Below are 15889 nucleotides of genomic sequence, written 5' to 3'. Positions count from 1 at the left end.
ACGTTCGGCGAAGAAAGCGGGTTCGCAAGGTCCGAATGCCTTCCGGACCGGCCTTCCCTGCGGCCAGACCGCACGAAGCCTGGTGACGCCCCTGACGCAAGCCCGAGCACAGCTACATCAGCGGCCCGTCGACCCGCAGCGCTCGCCACCAGAGCGCTCCCTTGGTCGGCCACTACTTTTTCGAACCGCTCGACGCGCAGGCCCTCTTCCTCTCCGCGCGCGACGACGACCGCACCCGTCACCCTCGTCGTCCGATGCCGCGGGCTGTCCGGCACGAACCACGCCTACCGAGCCCAGGCACCCAGGCCGCTGGGTAGCACCGTGGCCGGCATCGGCGTATGGCACTCACACAGCTCAACGCACGAGTTGCGCAGGAGCTGGCCGCACCGGTCCGCGCTGCCGCACAGCACGGACGCAGGGCGGTGCAGGACTACGCCGCCGATGTCCTCGCCGCCGACCAAGCCGCCGCCGAGGGGCCTGAGGAACCGCGACGGGCCAGCGCCAGCATGCATGCCGCCGTTGCTGACGAGCGGTGGCTCGCGAGCGGTCAGTCCGAGGCCGGCGCGACCTCCTGCGGAGCGGCCCCGTGAGCGTGCTCCGGACCCGGCTCCGGCCCACCACAACATGTCTTCGGCTTCCAGGACGCGCGACAGCGTCGAACGGGCCGGCAACAAGGCCAAACAGCTCCCGGGCCGTCGCGACCCGCGACCAGCGCGGCTACGTCTTCCTTGGAACGGTCATCGCCGCGGCCCCGGTCATCGGGCTGCGCTCATGAACCGACATGCTGCTCTTCCGTCCCGGACGCAGCCGGCTTGGTGCCGAGCGGCCGGCGACAGCCGGCGTCATGCAGCTTGCTCAACGCCGGGTGATCATTGGACACCAGCACCTGGGCCAACCGGGCTGCCGCAGCGACTACGGCAGGCCGGCCCGGTGAGTGTGAGTAGACCTCGTCGCGGGCGGCGGCGCCGACCGGGTCCTGTACCGCGCTGCAGGCCGCACCAAGACGCGCCGTCGGCTCGGCTTCCTCCCGCTGCGAAGACACTGAGCCTTTTCCAACCTGCTGCAAGTCGCACCGCGGGCCCCGGCCAGGGCGGTGCCCGACGGTTCATGAGCCTTCGGTGTCCAGCCGGTCCGCGGACTGGAGCAGGTACTCGGGCAATTTCGAACTGGCCGCCAACACCTCGATGCCGATGAAGCGGCCCTGCTCGTCGAAGTCGAGGTTGATCATGCCGTCAACGTCCACTGGATCGCAGGGATACATGCGCGCGGACTTCACGCGGGCCAGCGGTTCGGTGAGGTAGACGTAGGCTGCGTCCACAGTCTTGTCGTAGGTGACTCTGACGTCTGCCACGGTCAGCGGGCTCCCTTGCTGTCGTTTGCTGGCGGCGCTGTTTGTGTCCCTCAGTCCGCTCCGACCTCAGGCTGACGTGGCGAGGGGCAAGGCCAGGACCGCCTTGACGATGTCGGACACACGGGTGGTACTGCAACGGAGTTTGCGTAGGAGCCGCCAGCTCTTCGAGGTGGCGTTGGCCTGCTCTCCGACTGCTCGGATCCTGGCGTGGTGGGCCACGAGTACGCATCTCATGATCGGCAGGAAGGGCCGAGCGGCCAGCCTCGCTTGTGGAGGCTGGCCGCTCGGCCCGGTTCAAGGGTTGCGGGGGTTCAGGGGTTCAGTTGACGACGGGGCCGGGGTTGGGGTCGGTCCAGCCGCCGTAGTCGATGTCCTGGCGGGGCCCGGGATCGCTGCTGGCGGCATTGCCGTCACTGGTCTGGCCGGTGGGGGGTTGGGTGTAGCCGCCTCTGGCGTCGTCGGGGCTTCCGTTGCCGGTGGGGGGCTGGGTGTAGCCGCCTCTGGCGTCGTCGGGGCTTCCGTTGCCGCCGGGCGGCTGGGTGTAGCCGCCTCTGGCGTCGTCGGGGCTTCCGTTGCCGCCGCTGGTGGCCTTGTCGGTGATGATGGGGCCGGGGCGCGCGTCGTCGGTTCGGCTCTCGGAGGCGACGTAGGGGGGGACGTCCACCGTGGCGGTGTTGGGATCCGCCCCCTGGACGTTGCCGTCGGATTGATGGGGTGTGTCCTTGATGGGGATCTTGCTGAACTTGTCGAGGAGTTCGGTGTCGCCGTGGTGCGTGCGGATCTCTTCTAGCCTCCGCTGCTTGCTGTAGGTCTTGACGAGGCTGGTCCTGGTCGCCCCGGCTCTCTTGAGTTTCAGGTGCTTGCCGTGGGTCTTGGCGAGGCTGGAGCCGGGGTCGTCGGTGTCGGTGGTGACGCCGGTGGGGGCGGTCGTCGCGGCGAAGGCGGGGGTGGCCAGGGAGATGCCTCCGGAGGCGAGTGTGGTGGCGATCAGGAGGGGGACGAGGCGCCGGGTGCTGGTGATGGCCATGAGGAGGGCTCCTTCAGGGGTGGGTAGCGAGGTTTGGACGAGGCAGTCGGTGGGTGTCCGCGTTCGTGCCCGCGTCCGTGTCTCCATTACGCCCGGGGCAGGGGGCGGGAGTCACGGTCCGGGAATTCGGGACTTGACAATGCCGCCACAGGGGGGCGGGCCCCTGTGACCGGGCTGCTCCCGGACCTTCCCCGCGCTACCGGCACCCGCCGGCCCGCCTGGACCCCTGTAGTCCTGACCTGCCCCCCGGCCCCGGCCCCGCCCCGGCCCCGCCTCGCGGCCACCCGTCCAGGACGCGAGGCCGCTCACCGCATCCCCATCGTTGCGGCGGGTGGGCGACAAATCTGCGCGTTCCGGCTCGATTGCACGGTCGCAGCCCGTATCTCGATACCGTCGCTCCACACGGGCCCCGCCCACCGGAGGCCCGGCAGGTACGGCTGGGTTTGCCGCGGCAGGCGGAGATCGTGACTGCAGTCTGAGAGGAGCCGGGATGTCCTCGCCGACGGGGAGCGATGGTCGGTCCGCAGCCGAACGCAGCCGCGATCAGATCGACTGGTACGTACAGAACAGACGCCGAAAGCAGCTGCAGGAGCTGACGGCGGAGAGCCCGATCGCGGTGCCCAAGCTTGATCCGTGGATCGTCAACACGATTCTCGCCGAACGCGAGGAACGCAAGCTCGCGACCTGGACGGGTGCGCCTTTCCCGGCCGAGGAGCCGGTGCACGAGGTACTGATCAACCTGGTGTCGGGCCAGGCCGCCGCGCGCGGCGCCGCTGTTTCGAGGTCCCAACGGGCCCGGGCGATCGAGGCGCGTCAGGCCGAGGCGGAGGTCTTCCTGCGGGGCATCCGGGCGGACCTCGAACGCAGGGGGATCGAAGTCAAGAAGGAGTTCTGGCTGACCCACAGCGTGCTCGCCGAGCTGACCTCCTCCGAGGTGCTTGCGGTGGCGGCGCGAGACGACGTCAGCAGTGTCACCAGCAACAAGCTGCGCGACGTGGAGACGCTCGACTTCAGTCGGCCACACATCAAGGCGAATCTCCTGCCCGCCGGCATCACGGGCGCGAGCATCTCCGTAGCGGTCGTCGACAGCGGCGTCGACGCCGCCCATCCCGCGCTCACCGGCATCGTCGGCCCGCAACAGGACATGACCGGTACGGTGGTCAAGCGCGACGACACGGGCCACGGCACGCATTGCGCGGGGGTCATCGCGAGCCGGGATGCGACATTTCGCGGCATCGCCCCGGGGGCGACCATCGTCGACATCCGCATTATCAACGGCGAGGGCAGGACGAGGGCGGAATGGGCGGTCGAGGGGCTGATCGCCGTGTCGACCTCCGGCGCCGACGTCGCCAGTAACAGCTGGGGGTTCTCACACCACGACGGCGCGTGGGTCTGCGCCGCCGGAACCTGCGTCGTGTGCACCGGGGCCGACGGTCTGGTGAGCCTCGGTGTGGTGGTCGTGGCCGCCGCCGGAAACGAAGGCCCCGAGTTCTGGTGGGGGAGCCCCTACTCCAGAATCCGCTGCCCCGGTAACGCACACAAGGTCATCACCGTCGGTGCCGCCACCGACGACGACCTCATCGCAACCTTCTCCAGCCACGGCGAGACGCCGGACGGCAGGCCCAAGCCGGACGTCGCAGCCCCGGGGGTCGAGATCGCCTCCGCGCAGGCGGCAGGAACCGGCAAGCCGGCCTACGTCGTCGCACCGGGCTTCATCAACAAATCCGGCACCAGCATGGCGACCCCGCATGTGGCAGGTCTCGCCGCGCTCATCCTGGACAAGAACGACACCCTGACCCCCGGCGAGGTCAGGAAGCTCATCGTGACGACCACGCCGGGCCTGATCGGCCCTTTCTGGTACGGCAGGAGCAACGCACTCGCGGCGGTCAACGCCACACCGCCTCCACTGTGACGCAGCGGCACATCACAGGTCGGAAACCTTCGACGAGGAGAGACGTTCCATGTCCATGTCCGACGACTTCGCGCCCCGAGCCGCTAGCGTCACTCCGAACGACAAGGCACTGGCGGCCCAGGTGAAACGCGCGGTGATGAACTTCCGGACCGACAACCCGGTCGAGTTCCAGGAGATGGTCGGCGAGTTCGACGGCCGCGGGGCCAACCTGGCCGTGCTGGGACTCGGCCGGATCAACGTCCGTGTCGGAGGCGGAGACGTCGTGATCGAGCCGGGGCTGGGACCGGACGAGATGATGCACGGCGCCGTCTATCTGGAGGCCGCGCAGGCGATCGCGAGCGGTGTCCTCACACCGCTTCAGGCCTACTTCCGGGGAGACGTCATCGTGCGGGCCCCGGCGGGCGACCTGCACAACGGCTACGGCTTCTTCGCCAGGTTCGCCGAACTGGCCTTCGCGTCGGCGCGAATGCGCACGCAGCTCGACGAGTTGCGCGATGAATTCCTCTGAGACCTTGCCACCCTCGGCCGGCCACGACCGGGCCTCGCGGCTCGCCCACGCCCTGCACGAGGCGGTCACCGCACAGGACGCCGGCCTGGGACAGATCGCCGGCGAGTTGATCCGGCACGGCGGCAAGAGGCTTCGCCCCCGGTTGCTGTTCCTCTCCGCGAGCCTCGGACAGGCCGACGAAGCGCTGCTCGTGCACGCCGCCGCCGCGATCGAACTCATGCACGTGGGGTCGTTGCTCCACGATGACGTGATGGACGGCGCGGCGACCAGACGCGGAGCGCCGAGCGTGAATTCCCGGTGGGGCAACGCACATGCCGCCACCACGGGAACGCACGTGCTCGCCTGCGCGATGGCCGAGCTGGCGCATCTGCCGCACGATGCCGTGTCCACCGTGACGCAAGCGGCGTTCACACTGTGCAGCGGCCAGCTCCGGGAAACCGAGCACGTCTACGACGTGGATCTCGCCGTCGACGAGCACCTCGAGATCATTCGCATGAAGACGGCCACGCTGTTCGGGCTGCCGTGCCGAGTCGGTGCGCAGCTGGCCGGCTGCGACCCAGGACACGCCGACGCTCTCTTCCGCTACGGCCAGCAGCTGGGCATCGCCTTCCAGCTCACCGACGACCTGCTGGATCTCGTCGGCGACTCGGCCGACCTCGGCAAGCCGACGGGTAGCGATCTGCGCGCCGGAGTGTTCTCCCACTCGGTTCTTCTCGCCCTGCGGCAGGCCCCCGGCGGGCGGCTGGCCGCACTGCTGCGTCACGAGAACCTCAGCGCGCGCGAAGCGACCGAGGCGGCCGCGCTGGTGCGTCGCTGCGGCACCGTGGACGTCACGCGCGAACTCGCACGCACGTATGCCGACGGCGCCGCCGCCGCGCTCGCCGAGCTACCCGAATTCCCCGGCCGGGACGCGCTCGCCGTCACGGCACGACGTATCGCGAGCCGAACGGAATGAACGTGCGCAACCACTACGACGCGCTGGTGGTCGGCGCCGGGCCCGCAGGGGGCTCAGCCGCCTACCACCTCGCGGTCCGGGGCCGCCGGGTCCTGCTGCTCGAGGCGCAGCGCTTCCCGCGGGACAAGGTGTGCGGCGATGCGCTGACGCAGCGCGCGGTGCGGATCCTCGCCGCGATGGGTGTCCTCGACTCGCTTCCCCCTTCGCAACCCGTGCGGGGCCTGCGGGTTCACATGCGCGGCCGTGGGCGGCGCGATTTCGCCTACGGTGCCTATCCGGGCGCCGACAGCCACTGCCTCGTCGTGCCGCGCCGCGTGCTCGACGAAGCGATCTGCGCCCGCGCCGTGGCGGTCGGCTCCGAACTCTGGGAGGGGGCCGCGGTCACGGCCCCGATCCTCGAGCGAGGACGAGTCGTCGGGGTGAGGGTGTGCCGCGATGGCCGGCTCATCGACGTCCGGGCGTCCGCGGTCGTCGCGGCCGACGGTGCACGCTCCGTGCTGGCGCGTGCGGTGGGGCTGCTACCCGAAGGCGGCCTCGGCGTCGGCGTGCGCGGCTATCTCACCCATCTCGACGGCCTGCCGGACCTGCAGGAGGTCTTCCTGCCGCTCGACGACGCAGCGGGGCGAGACCTGTTGCCGTCGTTCGGCTGGATCAATCCGACGTGTGCGTCGCAAGCCAACATCGGCGTCGCCTTGTTCCGTCCCGGATACGAGGGCCGCGCGGAGCACGTGCTGCACAGCTTCCTCGCCCGGCCGGGCACAGGCCGCAAGGCGTTCGAGGGCCGGTTGCGCGGGCAGTGGGCCACAGCGCCGCTTCGCCTCGACTTCGCTCCCGGCCGCTGCGTCGGCGACGGCATCCTGCTCGTCGGCGATGCGGCGGGGCTGGTCAACCCGTTCACGGCGGAGGGCATCAGCTACGCGCTTGAGTCGGGCAGGACCGCAGCCGAGGTGATCGACCGCGGTCTGACCCGCGATCTTGAGCGTCCGGACCTCCTGGACCATGCGCTACTGCTGGAGAACGCGTACTCCGGGCTGCTGACGGCCGGCCGCCGCTCGGCCCACCGGTACCAGTTCGTCTGGCGGGTCCTGCAGGGTACGTTCGACAGCGAGCGCATGCCGTTCGCACTTTGCCGCCGGGCGCTGTTGCTGCCCGAGGGCATGGGCGAGCTTCGGGCGCATCGCGCGATCGACGACGTGGCCGGCCTGATGGCACCCGGGGTCGACGTACGCACCGACCTGCTCGGCGTCGGTGAACTCATGGCGAGCTCCGTCCGCGACGAGTGGCCGTTCCTGGCGCGTCTGGCCATGTCGAGCTGGGGAGATCCCGGCGTCCCGTTCCGGCCGGCGCTGTTGCTGCTGCTGGCAAGCCGTTTCGGTGACATCGGCGCGCGCCCCCGCATCAAGATGGGCGCCGCGATCGAACTCAGCGCCCTGGCCGCGCTCGCGCAACTCGGTGTCGAGGACACGCCGGCACATCACTCCAGCTGGGGAAACAGGTTCGCCATCCTGGTGAGCGATCTGCTGATGTCGAAAGCGCTGCACCTGGCCACCGACGGCGGTCCCCAGGCGCTCGCACTCATCTCCCGCGCCGTCACGAAGATGTGCACCGGCCGGGTGGGCGAGCGGCGGCACGCGTTCGACGCGCGGATGGCCGAGGACGATCACCTGTCGCTGGTGCAGTCGCAGACCGCGGCGACCTTCGAGTTGCCGTGCCGCCTCGGTGCCCTCGCCGCCGGAACCAGCCCAAAACACGCCGGAGCACTCGGGAGCTACGGCCGTGCGCTGGGCGTCGCGTTCCGGCTGACCGAGGACGTCCGCATCCTCACCGGGGCCGAACGCCCGACGGACAACGCCGTGGGCGTCACACTGAGCGAAGGCACGCTGGCCCACCCCGTCCTGGTCGCGCTGCGGCGCAGCCCCGGCAGGTTGACGAGCCTGATTCGTCGTGGGCGCCTGACGGCGGACGAGGTCGAGGAAGCGGTCGCGATCGTCCGTGACAGCGGAGCCCTCGACGTGACCCGCGCGCTGGCACGCGAGCAGGCCCGCCGGGCGGCCGACGCGCTGGAGGGACTGCCGGAAGGTCCTGCGCAGGCGTCATTGTCCGCGCTGGTCGAACATGTGGTCAGGCGACAGGTTCCGGACCGAACTCCTGCGTCCGTAGATCCGGCCTCCGGCCGGTTCGCCAAGTGCTCGACACCCGGCGGCGTTTCAGACCGGCCTACCGGATCTCCCGGCGGCTGACGCTTTCGCGGGGGCTGGCAGGTGAGGCGGGTGCGGCCGGAAACGGATGGCGGGATACGTTCGAGTCGGTGTTCCTCGGCGCGGTACGGCCGGCTCGCGCGGCGGCGGCCGACTGGGCACGGTCCTCGGTGCCGGGTACGGGCGCGGACGTTTGGCGGCGATGGCGCAACTTCGTCCACGCCAGTGCGGCTGCGGCGATGGTGGCCGCAGTCGCGGCGAGGGCCGGACCGCCCCAGGTGAGGGCGTGCTGGAGGGATGCGGTGGCTGCGTATCCGGTGCCGGCTTCGAGGGTGGCCCACAGCGGGGCGGCGGCGAGGCTGCAGGGGGCGATGCGGCGGTAGGGCAGGCGAGTGGCTCCGGCGAGATGGGGGATGAGGGTGCGGATCACCGGCAGGAAGCGAGCCAGGAAGACGGCCTGTCCGCCGCAGCGGGCCATCAGCGCCCCAGCTCGCTGCCAGGCGGCGGCGGGCAGGCGGCGGCCGAGTCGGCCGGTAGGCAGGCGGGTGCCCAGTGCGCGTCCGGTGCGGTGGGCGAGGAAGTCACCTGCGACCACCGTGCATGCGGCGACCGCGATCAGCAGCGGAAGGCTGAGCTGCCCGGCGCGGGCCAGCGCGCCTGCGGTGAGCAGCAGGCTGAGGGTGGGGATGAACGCCCCGATGAGCAGGACCGACTCGGCCAGCACGGCCACGGCCACGATCGCGTACGCGCCTGCCGGCGGCACATGGCCGAGGACGGTGGTCAATGGGTTCACCGGCGTGCTCCGGCTTCGGCGCGGGCCGGGTGGGGGACGGCGGGCTGGGGCGTCGTGAGCTGCCAGACCCTGGCGGGGGGAAGGTTGGCCCAGACGGTCCAGCAGCCGGTGGCGTACCGGCGCTGGTAGGCGGCCAGCACCTCTTCCACGGCCTGGTGGCGGCGCACCTGGGCCCGGGAGGCGAGCAGGGCGCGGGCCCGGCGGGTGCCGAGGTAGGCGAAGTAGGTCAGGGTCCCGCCGGGGTGCAGCAGCTGCAGATACCTGTCCATGATCGTTGTGACCTGGCCGGGAGTGAAGTTCGCGAAGGGCAGGCCGGAGACGACCACGTCGTAGCGCCGGTTGGGGTCCAGGTCCTCCACGCGGCGGGTGTGCAGGTGCACCTGCTGCCCGTGACCGGCCAGGCGCGGGTGCGTGACGGCGAGGCGGTGCAGCCGGTCGGCGAAGCGGGGGTTGGCCTCGGCGATGTCCAGGCGGCTGCCGGGCGACAGCTGCCCGATCAGCGTGCGGGTCACTGCTCCTGTGCCTGCGCCGGCCTCCAGGATGTTCAGCGGCCGTCCCGCCTGGGCGCGCACCGGCTCGGTCAGGGCACGGGCCAGGGCCGTGCTGCTGGGGGCGATGGCGCCGGTGGTGCGGATGTCGCGGGCGGCCTCGATGAGGAACATCCAGCCCTCGGCATGGCGCTGCGCGAGAACACGATCGTGCGAGGTGGTCCAGTGGTCCATGGATTCGACGCTAGAAATCGCACCTCACCAGTAGATCCGCCGTTGTGCGACGGTCTACCCCTACGAAAGTAGGAGGCCAAGAGGGAAGATCGTCGGAAGAGGTCCCCGGGCCGCGCCTTTAGGCTTCCCGCTGTGAGCGGGAAAGAAGGCCCCTGGTGGGCCGTGTACGGGCGCTACGCGCTGGTGCTGCTGCTGACGGCCGCCGCCGTCCAGAACAGTGCCGCGACCATCGGCGGACAGTACCTGAGCGTCCGCACGGCGGCAGCGCTGCTGTGCGGGGCGGCTTTGGTGGTGCGCCGGCTTCCCTGGTTCGTCGCTCCTGTGGCGGCCACCGCCGCGACGGGGCTGTGGGGGTGGCCGGTGCTGCCACTGCTGCTTCTCGCCCTGTTCGACTTGGCCGCCCACCGCCGCACCGCGGTGGCCGTCGGCTGCTGCGGCATCGCGCTGGCCGCCAACACCGTGGCGCCGACGGCGGTCTCACTGTGGCGGCCCCAGCAGTACGGCGCGAGCCTGTTCCTGCTCCTGGCCCTGGTCGGCGGGCTGTGGATGGGCAACCGCCGCCGCCTGGTGAAGGTGCTGAACAACCAGGTCGAGCACCTGCGCATCGAACGGGAACTGCGGGAGCAGACGGCGCGTGCCGCGGAGCGCTCCCGCATCGCCGCCGAGATGCACGACGTGCTCGCCCACCGCCTCAGCCTCATCGCCCTGCACACCGGGGTTCTGGCCACCCGTGCCGGCACACTGCCCGAACCGGTCGCCGAACGCCTCACCCTGCTGCGCACCGCCTCCACCGAAGCCCTATCCGACCTGCGGGACGTCCTCGGAGCCCTCCACGACGCCGGCCCTGCGACCGGTGATGCGGCACCCGCCCCGATCCTGCGGGATGTACGCGAGCTCATCGAACAGGCATGTGAAGCCGGGCAGCAGGTCGACCTCCACATCGATGGCCGCCCCGAACAGGCGCCGGCCGCGCACCGCCTGGCCCTCTACCGCCTCATCCAGGAGGGCCTGACCAACGCCCGCAAGCACGCCGCCCAGGCACCGGTGCGCATCCGCCTGGACTACGGCCCGCCCGCCACCGTTGTGGAGATCCTCAACACCCCCGGCACGCCGGCCACGCACACCGCCCCCTCGGGTTTCGGGCTGGTGGGCCTCACCGAGCGGGTCCACGCCCTGGGCGGGCACCTGAGCGCCGGACCTCACGGCGCCGGCTGCTGGCGCCTGTCCGCCCGCATCCCCCACCCGGCACACCCCGAGCAGAACGGCTCCCGCACATGATCCGCGTCATGATCGCCGATGACGACGCCCTGGTCCGCCTCGGCCTGACGGACCTCCTCGACGGCGACGACGACATCGACGTCGTCGCGCAGGCGTCCGACGGCCTGCACGCCGTCGAACTGGCCACCGCGCACCGCCTCGACGTCGCCCTGGTCGACGTGCGCATGCCCCGCATGGACGGCATCACCGCCACCGCCCGCCTGCGCGCTCTGCCCCACCCGCCGAAGGTCATCACCCTGACCACCTTCGACCTCGACGAATACGTCTACAACGCCCTCGCCGCCGGCGCCGACGGCTTCCTCCTCAAAGACACCGACCCCGCCGAGATCCTGCGCGCCGTCCATCTCGTTGCGGCTGGCTCCGCCATGCTCCACCCCGCCGCCGCCCGCCGCCTCATCGACCGCTACCACCACTCCGGCCGACCCCAGGCCGCCGCCCGCGCCCGTCTGCGGCAACTCACCCCCCGCGAACGCGACGTCCTGACCCTGCTCGCCCAAGGGGGCACCAACGCCGACATCGCCACGGCCCTGGGCATGCGCGAAAGCACAGTCAAAGCTCACGTCAGCCGTATCCTCACCGCTCTGGAGGTCACCAACCGCGTCCAGGCCGCGCTCCTCGCCCGCGACGCCGGCCTCACCTGACTTCCCCGCCATGTCCCAGACTCCCGCCGCCCCTTGTGGACGATCCCATGAGATCGGGCGGCACTCACGTGTCCGTCGTGCTGAACGGCTACGCCTCGCTTCGAAGCCGTCGGGCTTTCGTGCCGACCGCGCCAGAACGATGCCCGCGGTGATCAAATCGTCGCCACACCCTCCACAACCCCTGTGATGCCTTTGCCTGTCCTACTGCCCGGCCGCCGAGGACGAACCTCTGGCCGGTGCGCTCACGCGCTCGGCCCAGGCTGCAGGGAAAGGGACGGGGATCAACGGTGCGGAAGACCATGCGAAGCGTGCTGGTGGCCGGGGGAGCGGCGGTCGTGCTCACCACGATGGCGACGGTGCCGGCCGGGGCGGCGGAGGGCGGAGTCTCTTTCACCCGGGTCGCGGTGAACGCCGGGAAGCCGATCGTGATCGGGGTCGAGGACGAGGTCGAGGTGCCTGCGACCTTCCGAATGACGACCAAGCTCACCTACGACGCCGGGCCGACGGTATTCCCCTACCGGGGCAGGCTCCTCACGGGGGAAACGCTGCACAGCGCTGTCATCGGCAGCGACTGCAAGGTCGTGGACAGGGCGAAGGGAATCTGCGACTTCAAGGAGTGGCTGTACATCGACCCGCGCAGCCTCGACTTCGGGAACGAGGACGCGGGCACCTGGAAGACCGCCGCTCGGGTCTTTCTCGCCGGTGACGCCTACGACATCGACGACGAGGACCTCCCCGTGCAGGTCAAGCGGGCCACACGCGTCACCGTGGACGCCTCGCCCGAGCCGGCCGCAGCAGGGAGGACGATCACCGTGACGGGGCGGGTCACGCGGGCGAACTGGGACACCCACACGTACCAGGGGTACGCCGGCCGCACGGTCAGCCTGCAGTTCAAGGCGGCGGGCGCCTCCTCGTACACCACGGTCAAGAAGGCGACGTCGAACAGCACGGGGGCGCTGAAGACCACGGTGAAGGCCACCAGGCCGGGGACATGGCGGTGGACGTACTACGGGAACTCCGTCTCCGCGGGGAAGTCGTCGAACGGGGACTACGTCGCCGTGCGGTAGTCGACCCCGGACGCCCCCGAGCCTCCTGCGAAGCGCCACGCTGGGTGACCAGGGGTGACGTTCACTCAGGTGAGCTGCAGCACCGGCGCCGGCCGCCACGCCGCATGAGCTGCTGCTGCTGCGGTGCGTGCGGGGCGGGGCTGGGGGAACCATGCATGGCGGCACACATATGCCCCTGGCTTCCTGAAAGAAACACACATCTTATGTGCTTGTAGACGTGATGTAAGGGCATGCGGTGGCCAGGAGGTTGATAACTATGGTTCCCCTGCTTCTGGTTCTTCTGCTGGCTCTGATCCTCTTCGGCGCGGGTTTCGCACTGAAGGCACTGTGGTGGATCGCGGTGATCGTGCTCATCGTGTGGCTGCTGGGCTTCGTCGTCCGTTCCGCGGATAGTGGCGGGCGCAAGGGCCGCTGGTACCGCTGGTAGGCGCAGCACGCCCGATGTGAGCAGTGCGCCGCGCGCGTAAGGCGTTTTTGGGGTCCGGCCGGATACGGCCGGACCCCAAAACGCGTGATCAGCCCCGTGGTGGGGAGGGATCGGGCTTATCGGACGCACCGCAGGGTAGGTGAACCATGCGCGGCCCCGCAGGCCCAGCAGTGGAACCCTGCTCCTCCTGCCTGCGGGGCCGCTGCCTGCCCTTGCATGACGTGGGCGGAACAGGCTGAGCCCGGGTCCGCGGCTGACGCGCGAAACGAGGGGACCGGCGGCCGCGTACGTGCCTTTGTCACACCGGGCCTCCGGCTACGCGCCGTCCAACGCAGGGTCAGGCAGGGCGTCGACGGCCGGGCCGGGTGCGACGGTGCCTCGTTCGTGCAGGAGTGGGTGCTCAACGGCCGACCCGTCGGCGCCAGCATGTTCAACCCGCGCGTGGTCGCAACGATCGCCAAGAACAGCCGCACCATCGATTACCCGTAACCACTCCACCGAACCGTTGGTCAGTTCAAACCGCCGGCTCCCTGCAGGGACGACGAAGCTGCAGGCCAGAACTGCACGAGATAGCGCTCTACCGCCTCGATACTCTCCTCGCTCTCGGCCAAAGCCCTCACCTCAGCCCTGCCCGAGGAACTGATACGCACGCGCCACGACCCGCCCTGGTCCGCCAGCGTGATCAGGGCATCGAGCCGGCCCACATCCATCGACCAGATCGCGACCCGGCCGCTGACCGACTCGAAGTCTGTTTCCGCCTGCTGCTCCCAGCCGGCCGGATCCCGCACCGGCGCAGGCCCGTCCCACACTTCGACCGTGACGGAAGCGGTGTGGGTATGCCCAGCGCTGGTGACGTCCACGCGCCCCGGGTGCGCACTCAGGAACGTGCCGAAGTCGAAGTCGTCCGGGAACAACAGATCGAGGCAGGCGTCGTCGGATTCCTGCAGCCCGAACGCGTAGCCACTCACGAACACGTCAACGTGCTGCTCACGGACAAGCTGTGCCACGAGAGTCCTCCAGAGGGCGCAGACGACTGGCCATCACCTGGGATCGTAGGCTCACACCCGACTGCTCCTGGGCGCTTCCAGGCCTCGCAGGGCCCCGATGCCGGAGCCGCTGGAGGGCGTACGGCGCATCAGGCGACTTGGCTGTGCACGCCGGAGCTCAACGGCCTGCTCAGGCAGCTCCTGCGGGAGATGGAAGGGCGGGATGCCCAGACCTCCGCATGCGTGACCGAGGCGCACGGAATCAGCAGCTGCCTCGTCTGCTGTGTGAACTCCCCCTGGGAGCCGCCGATCAAGGTGGGGGCGCGATCAGCAGATGCTCGTCTGGTGATCCCTGATCACGAGGGCTTGGCCGTCGCGCAGGGGCTGATGAGCGGTGCCCTCGGCGCGGTAGCGTTCCGCGACCAGCCCGAGGATCTCGGATTCCGGGTGGCCGGGCGAGTCGATGTGGGGTACGACGATGTAGTCGAGGAGAGCCAGTCCGTCCCAGCGTGCTTCGTCACCGTATGCCGTGCGCACTGCTTGCGGGTCGTCGCACTGCTCAAGTCCGTGCAGGTCGGGTCCTAGCACGCAGGCGCCTGCGCTGTAGCCGGCGTAGACGATCGCGTCCCGTCGCACCAGATCGGCGAGAGTGGTGTCGGCTCCGCTGCGGGCCAGGGCCTGACGCAGGACGAAGACATTGCCTCCGCGGACCCAGACCAGGGGAAAGCCGGAGAGAACAGCTGCTACCCGGTCTGCGGGCTGATCGAAGAACGCGCGCAAGTCGATCTCAACCGGACGCAGACCGAGTCCTGTCAGCGCAACGAGCTCGCCCTCGACCGCAGCCCGGCGCTCACCGGCCGGCAGAGCGTCCATCGCGTTGACGATCAATGCAACGTCAACAGCGGAGGCCGGGTGGTCGATGAGCTCCAGCAAGCGGCCCGGCTGGTCACCTGTCCTGAACGACGAGAGATACATCCGCATTCAGCGACCGTAGTACGGAAGGGACATCGGTGAGTGCAACAGCCCCACGGATCACCAACGATGGGCAACCTTGGCGCAGCGCGCCCGCGCACGCCCCAGGACGCGCTCAGCCGCTTGCGAGTGGGGCTGCGCAAACCCCCGAGCAGCACCTGGACCGACGCCCCCCATCACAGCAGTGCGACAGGATCACCTCACCCGCGAACGGCAGGTCTGAGACACCTCTTTGCACGGAACATCTCATGTGACCGTCTGGTTCGGGTGCCGCAAGGGGAGCCAGATCCCGGAAGTGCCTTCAGTCGAACTAAGAGGATATCTCGATGTGGTAACCGAGGTCCGCGGACTTCCCTGCCGATCCGTTGTAGTGGAGCGTGCCCCACTTGGCGTACGCATCTCCCGCAATGATCTTGTTTACGAGTGAACGGGTGAGAGGAATCTTCTTTTCCACCCACATCAGGGTGTCGACTGCCGGCCCACTTGTCTGGTGATCGTACATGTGGGCACCAACGGTCACGCTGCCGTTCTTGTTGAGGTCGACGGAGCCTGCATTTATCCTCGTCGTGATCGTCGGGGTGCTCGTCCACTTCGAAACGCCGTCACACCGCGGCCAACTGGTCGACTTGCACCAGTTCAGGCCATTCGCGGTGTCATTTCGCGCGCCATCCCCGGCGAAGTAGTACCACAGTGGCGGCGAGCCGCCCAGTCGCTCTTGCGTAGGGGCGCCTTCGGCGCGGCCGTGTCAGGAGCTTGACCTGTCCTGACACGGCAGTTCACGATCCTGCTTCTGGCCGAGGTTCGCTCGGGCGGGCGGCAACCCTGATGCGGACCACTGCGCGCTGCATGAGCTGCCGCTGTGGTGCGTGAGCGGCGGGGGCTGGGGCATCCGCGCAGAGCGGCCTGCATATGCCCCTGACTACCTGAAAGAAACGTGCATTTTATGTGCTTGTCGGGGTGATGTAAGGGCATGCGGTGGCCAGGAGGTTGATAACTATGGTTCCCCTGCTTCTGGTTCTTCTGCTGGCTCTGATCCTCTTCGGCGCGGGTTT

General features: G+C 69.7%; 15 protein-coding genes and 2 pseudogenes. 10 read left to right on the top strand and 7 right to left on the bottom strand.

The features are described from left to right. The first annotated feature begins 338 nt into the window (after positions 1–338). A complete protein-coding gene (locus tag ACGFT2_RS14850) occupies positions 339–590 on the top strand; it encodes a hypothetical protein (RefSeq protein WP_393277799.1) in 252 nt (83 codons plus the stop codon). Between the two features lie 515 nt (positions 591–1105). Here the strand turns inward: ACGFT2_RS14850 and ACGFT2_RS14845 are convergent. From ACGFT2_RS14845 to ACGFT2_RS14835, 3 genes and pseudogenes are all read right to left on the bottom strand, one after another. Then, the gene (locus ACGFT2_RS14845) at positions 1106–1351 is read right to left on the bottom strand and encodes a DUF2283 domain-containing protein (RefSeq protein WP_393277797.1); all 246 of its coding nucleotides are present in this window, start codon (positions 1349–1351) and stop codon (positions 1106–1108) included. Positions 1352–1417: 66 nt separating this feature from the next. After that, a pseudogene (locus ACGFT2_RS14840) lies at positions 1418–1561 on the bottom strand (IS5/IS1182 family transposase); the annotation flags it as partial. A gap of 109 nt (positions 1562–1670) precedes the next feature. Continuing rightward, the gene (locus ACGFT2_RS14835) at positions 1671–2378 is read right to left on the bottom strand and encodes a hypothetical protein (protein ID WP_393277795.1); all 708 of its coding nucleotides are present in this window, start codon (positions 2376–2378) and stop codon (positions 1671–1673) included. 490 nt (positions 2379–2868) lie between these two features. Between ACGFT2_RS14835 and ACGFT2_RS14830 the strand changes: the two genes are divergently transcribed. Genes ACGFT2_RS14830 through ACGFT2_RS14815 form a run of 4 tightly spaced genes read left to right on the top strand, consistent with a single transcriptional unit; the run spans position 2869 to position 7993 of the window. Further along, complete coding sequence (locus tag ACGFT2_RS14830) at positions 2869–4290, top strand: S8 family serine peptidase (RefSeq protein ID WP_393277793.1); 1422 nt, start codon at positions 2869–2871, stop codon at positions 4288–4290. A 49-nt stretch (positions 4291–4339) separates the two neighbouring features. Continuing rightward, the gene (locus tag ACGFT2_RS14825) at positions 4340–4798 is read left to right on the top strand and encodes a hypothetical protein (protein ID WP_393277791.1); all 459 of its coding nucleotides are present in this window, start codon (positions 4340–4342) and stop codon (positions 4796–4798) included. Next, positions 4785–5753 (top strand): polyprenyl synthetase family protein, encoded by a 969-nt coding sequence (locus ACGFT2_RS14820; protein WP_393277789.1) that lies wholly within the window; start codon positions 4785–4787, stop codon positions 5751–5753. The genes ACGFT2_RS14825 and ACGFT2_RS14820 overlap by 14 nt, the downstream gene beginning before the upstream one ends. Before the next feature lie 2 nt (positions 5754–5755). Then, positions 5756–7993 carry a geranylgeranyl reductase family protein gene (locus ACGFT2_RS14815; RefSeq protein WP_393277787.1) on the top strand — a complete coding sequence of 746 codons (2238 nt, stop codon included), beginning with the start codon at positions 5756–5758 and terminating at the stop codon, positions 7991–7993. Here ACGFT2_RS14815 and ACGFT2_RS14810 read toward each other — a convergent pair. Further along, entirely contained in the window at positions 7971–8744 is a 774-nt protein-coding gene (locus ACGFT2_RS14810) for a DedA family protein (protein ID WP_393277785.1), read from the bottom strand. The two genes, ACGFT2_RS14815 and ACGFT2_RS14810, sit on opposite strands and share 23 nt — an antisense overlap. Beyond that, complete coding sequence (locus ACGFT2_RS14805) at positions 8741–9466, bottom strand: class I SAM-dependent methyltransferase (protein ID WP_393277783.1); 726 nt, start codon at positions 9464–9466, stop codon at positions 8741–8743. The genes ACGFT2_RS14810 and ACGFT2_RS14805 overlap by 4 nt, the downstream gene beginning before the upstream one ends. A gap of 132 nt (positions 9467–9598) precedes the next feature. Here ACGFT2_RS14805 and ACGFT2_RS14800 point away from each other — a divergent pair, with 132 nt between their 5' ends. The 4 genes from ACGFT2_RS14800 to ACGFT2_RS14785 all read left to right on the top strand — a co-directional run bounded on the left by ACGFT2_RS14800 (position 9599) and on the right by ACGFT2_RS14785 (position 12879). Further along, entirely contained in the window at positions 9599–10744 is a 1146-nt protein-coding gene (locus ACGFT2_RS14800) for a sensor histidine kinase (RefSeq protein WP_393277781.1), read from the top strand. Next, positions 10741–11385, top strand: coding sequence for a response regulator (locus ACGFT2_RS14795; protein WP_393277779.1), 645 nt, complete (start codon positions 10741–10743; stop codon positions 11383–11385). Before ACGFT2_RS14800 ends, ACGFT2_RS14795 begins: the two co-directional genes overlap by 4 nt. A gap of 299 nt (positions 11386–11684) precedes the next feature. Further along, positions 11685–12452: a hypothetical protein gene (locus tag ACGFT2_RS14790; RefSeq protein WP_393277777.1), complete on the top strand. Its 768-nt coding sequence runs from the start codon at positions 11685–11687 to the stop codon at positions 12450–12452. A gap of 256 nt (positions 12453–12708) precedes the next feature. Continuing rightward, the gene (locus ACGFT2_RS14785; RefSeq protein WP_037661814.1) at positions 12709–12879 is read left to right on the top strand and encodes a hypothetical protein; all 171 of its coding nucleotides are present in this window, start codon (positions 12709–12711) and stop codon (positions 12877–12879) included. A gap of 509 nt (positions 12880–13388) precedes the next feature. Here the strand turns inward: ACGFT2_RS14785 and ACGFT2_RS14780 are convergent. Next, positions 13389–13886, bottom strand: coding sequence for a hypothetical protein (locus ACGFT2_RS14780; protein ID WP_393277774.1), 498 nt, complete (start codon positions 13884–13886; stop codon positions 13389–13391). A gap of 306 nt (positions 13887–14192) precedes the next feature. After that, a complete protein-coding gene (locus ACGFT2_RS14775; protein WP_393277772.1) occupies positions 14193–14846 on the bottom strand; it encodes a Type 1 glutamine amidotransferase-like domain-containing protein in 654 nt (217 codons plus the stop codon). A 978-nt stretch (positions 14847–15824) separates the two neighbouring features. On the opposite strand from ACGFT2_RS14775, the pseudogene ACGFT2_RS14770 reads away from it, so the two are divergent. Then, positions 15825–15889, top strand: a pseudogene (locus ACGFT2_RS14770) (hydrophobic protein); the annotation flags it as partial.

Source organism: Streptomyces sp. NPDC048514 (assembly GCF_043199955.1).
GTDB lineage: Bacteria > Actinomycetota > Actinomycetes > Streptomycetales > Streptomycetaceae > Streptomyces.
This window is presented reverse-complemented; position numbering and strand designations above follow the sequence as displayed.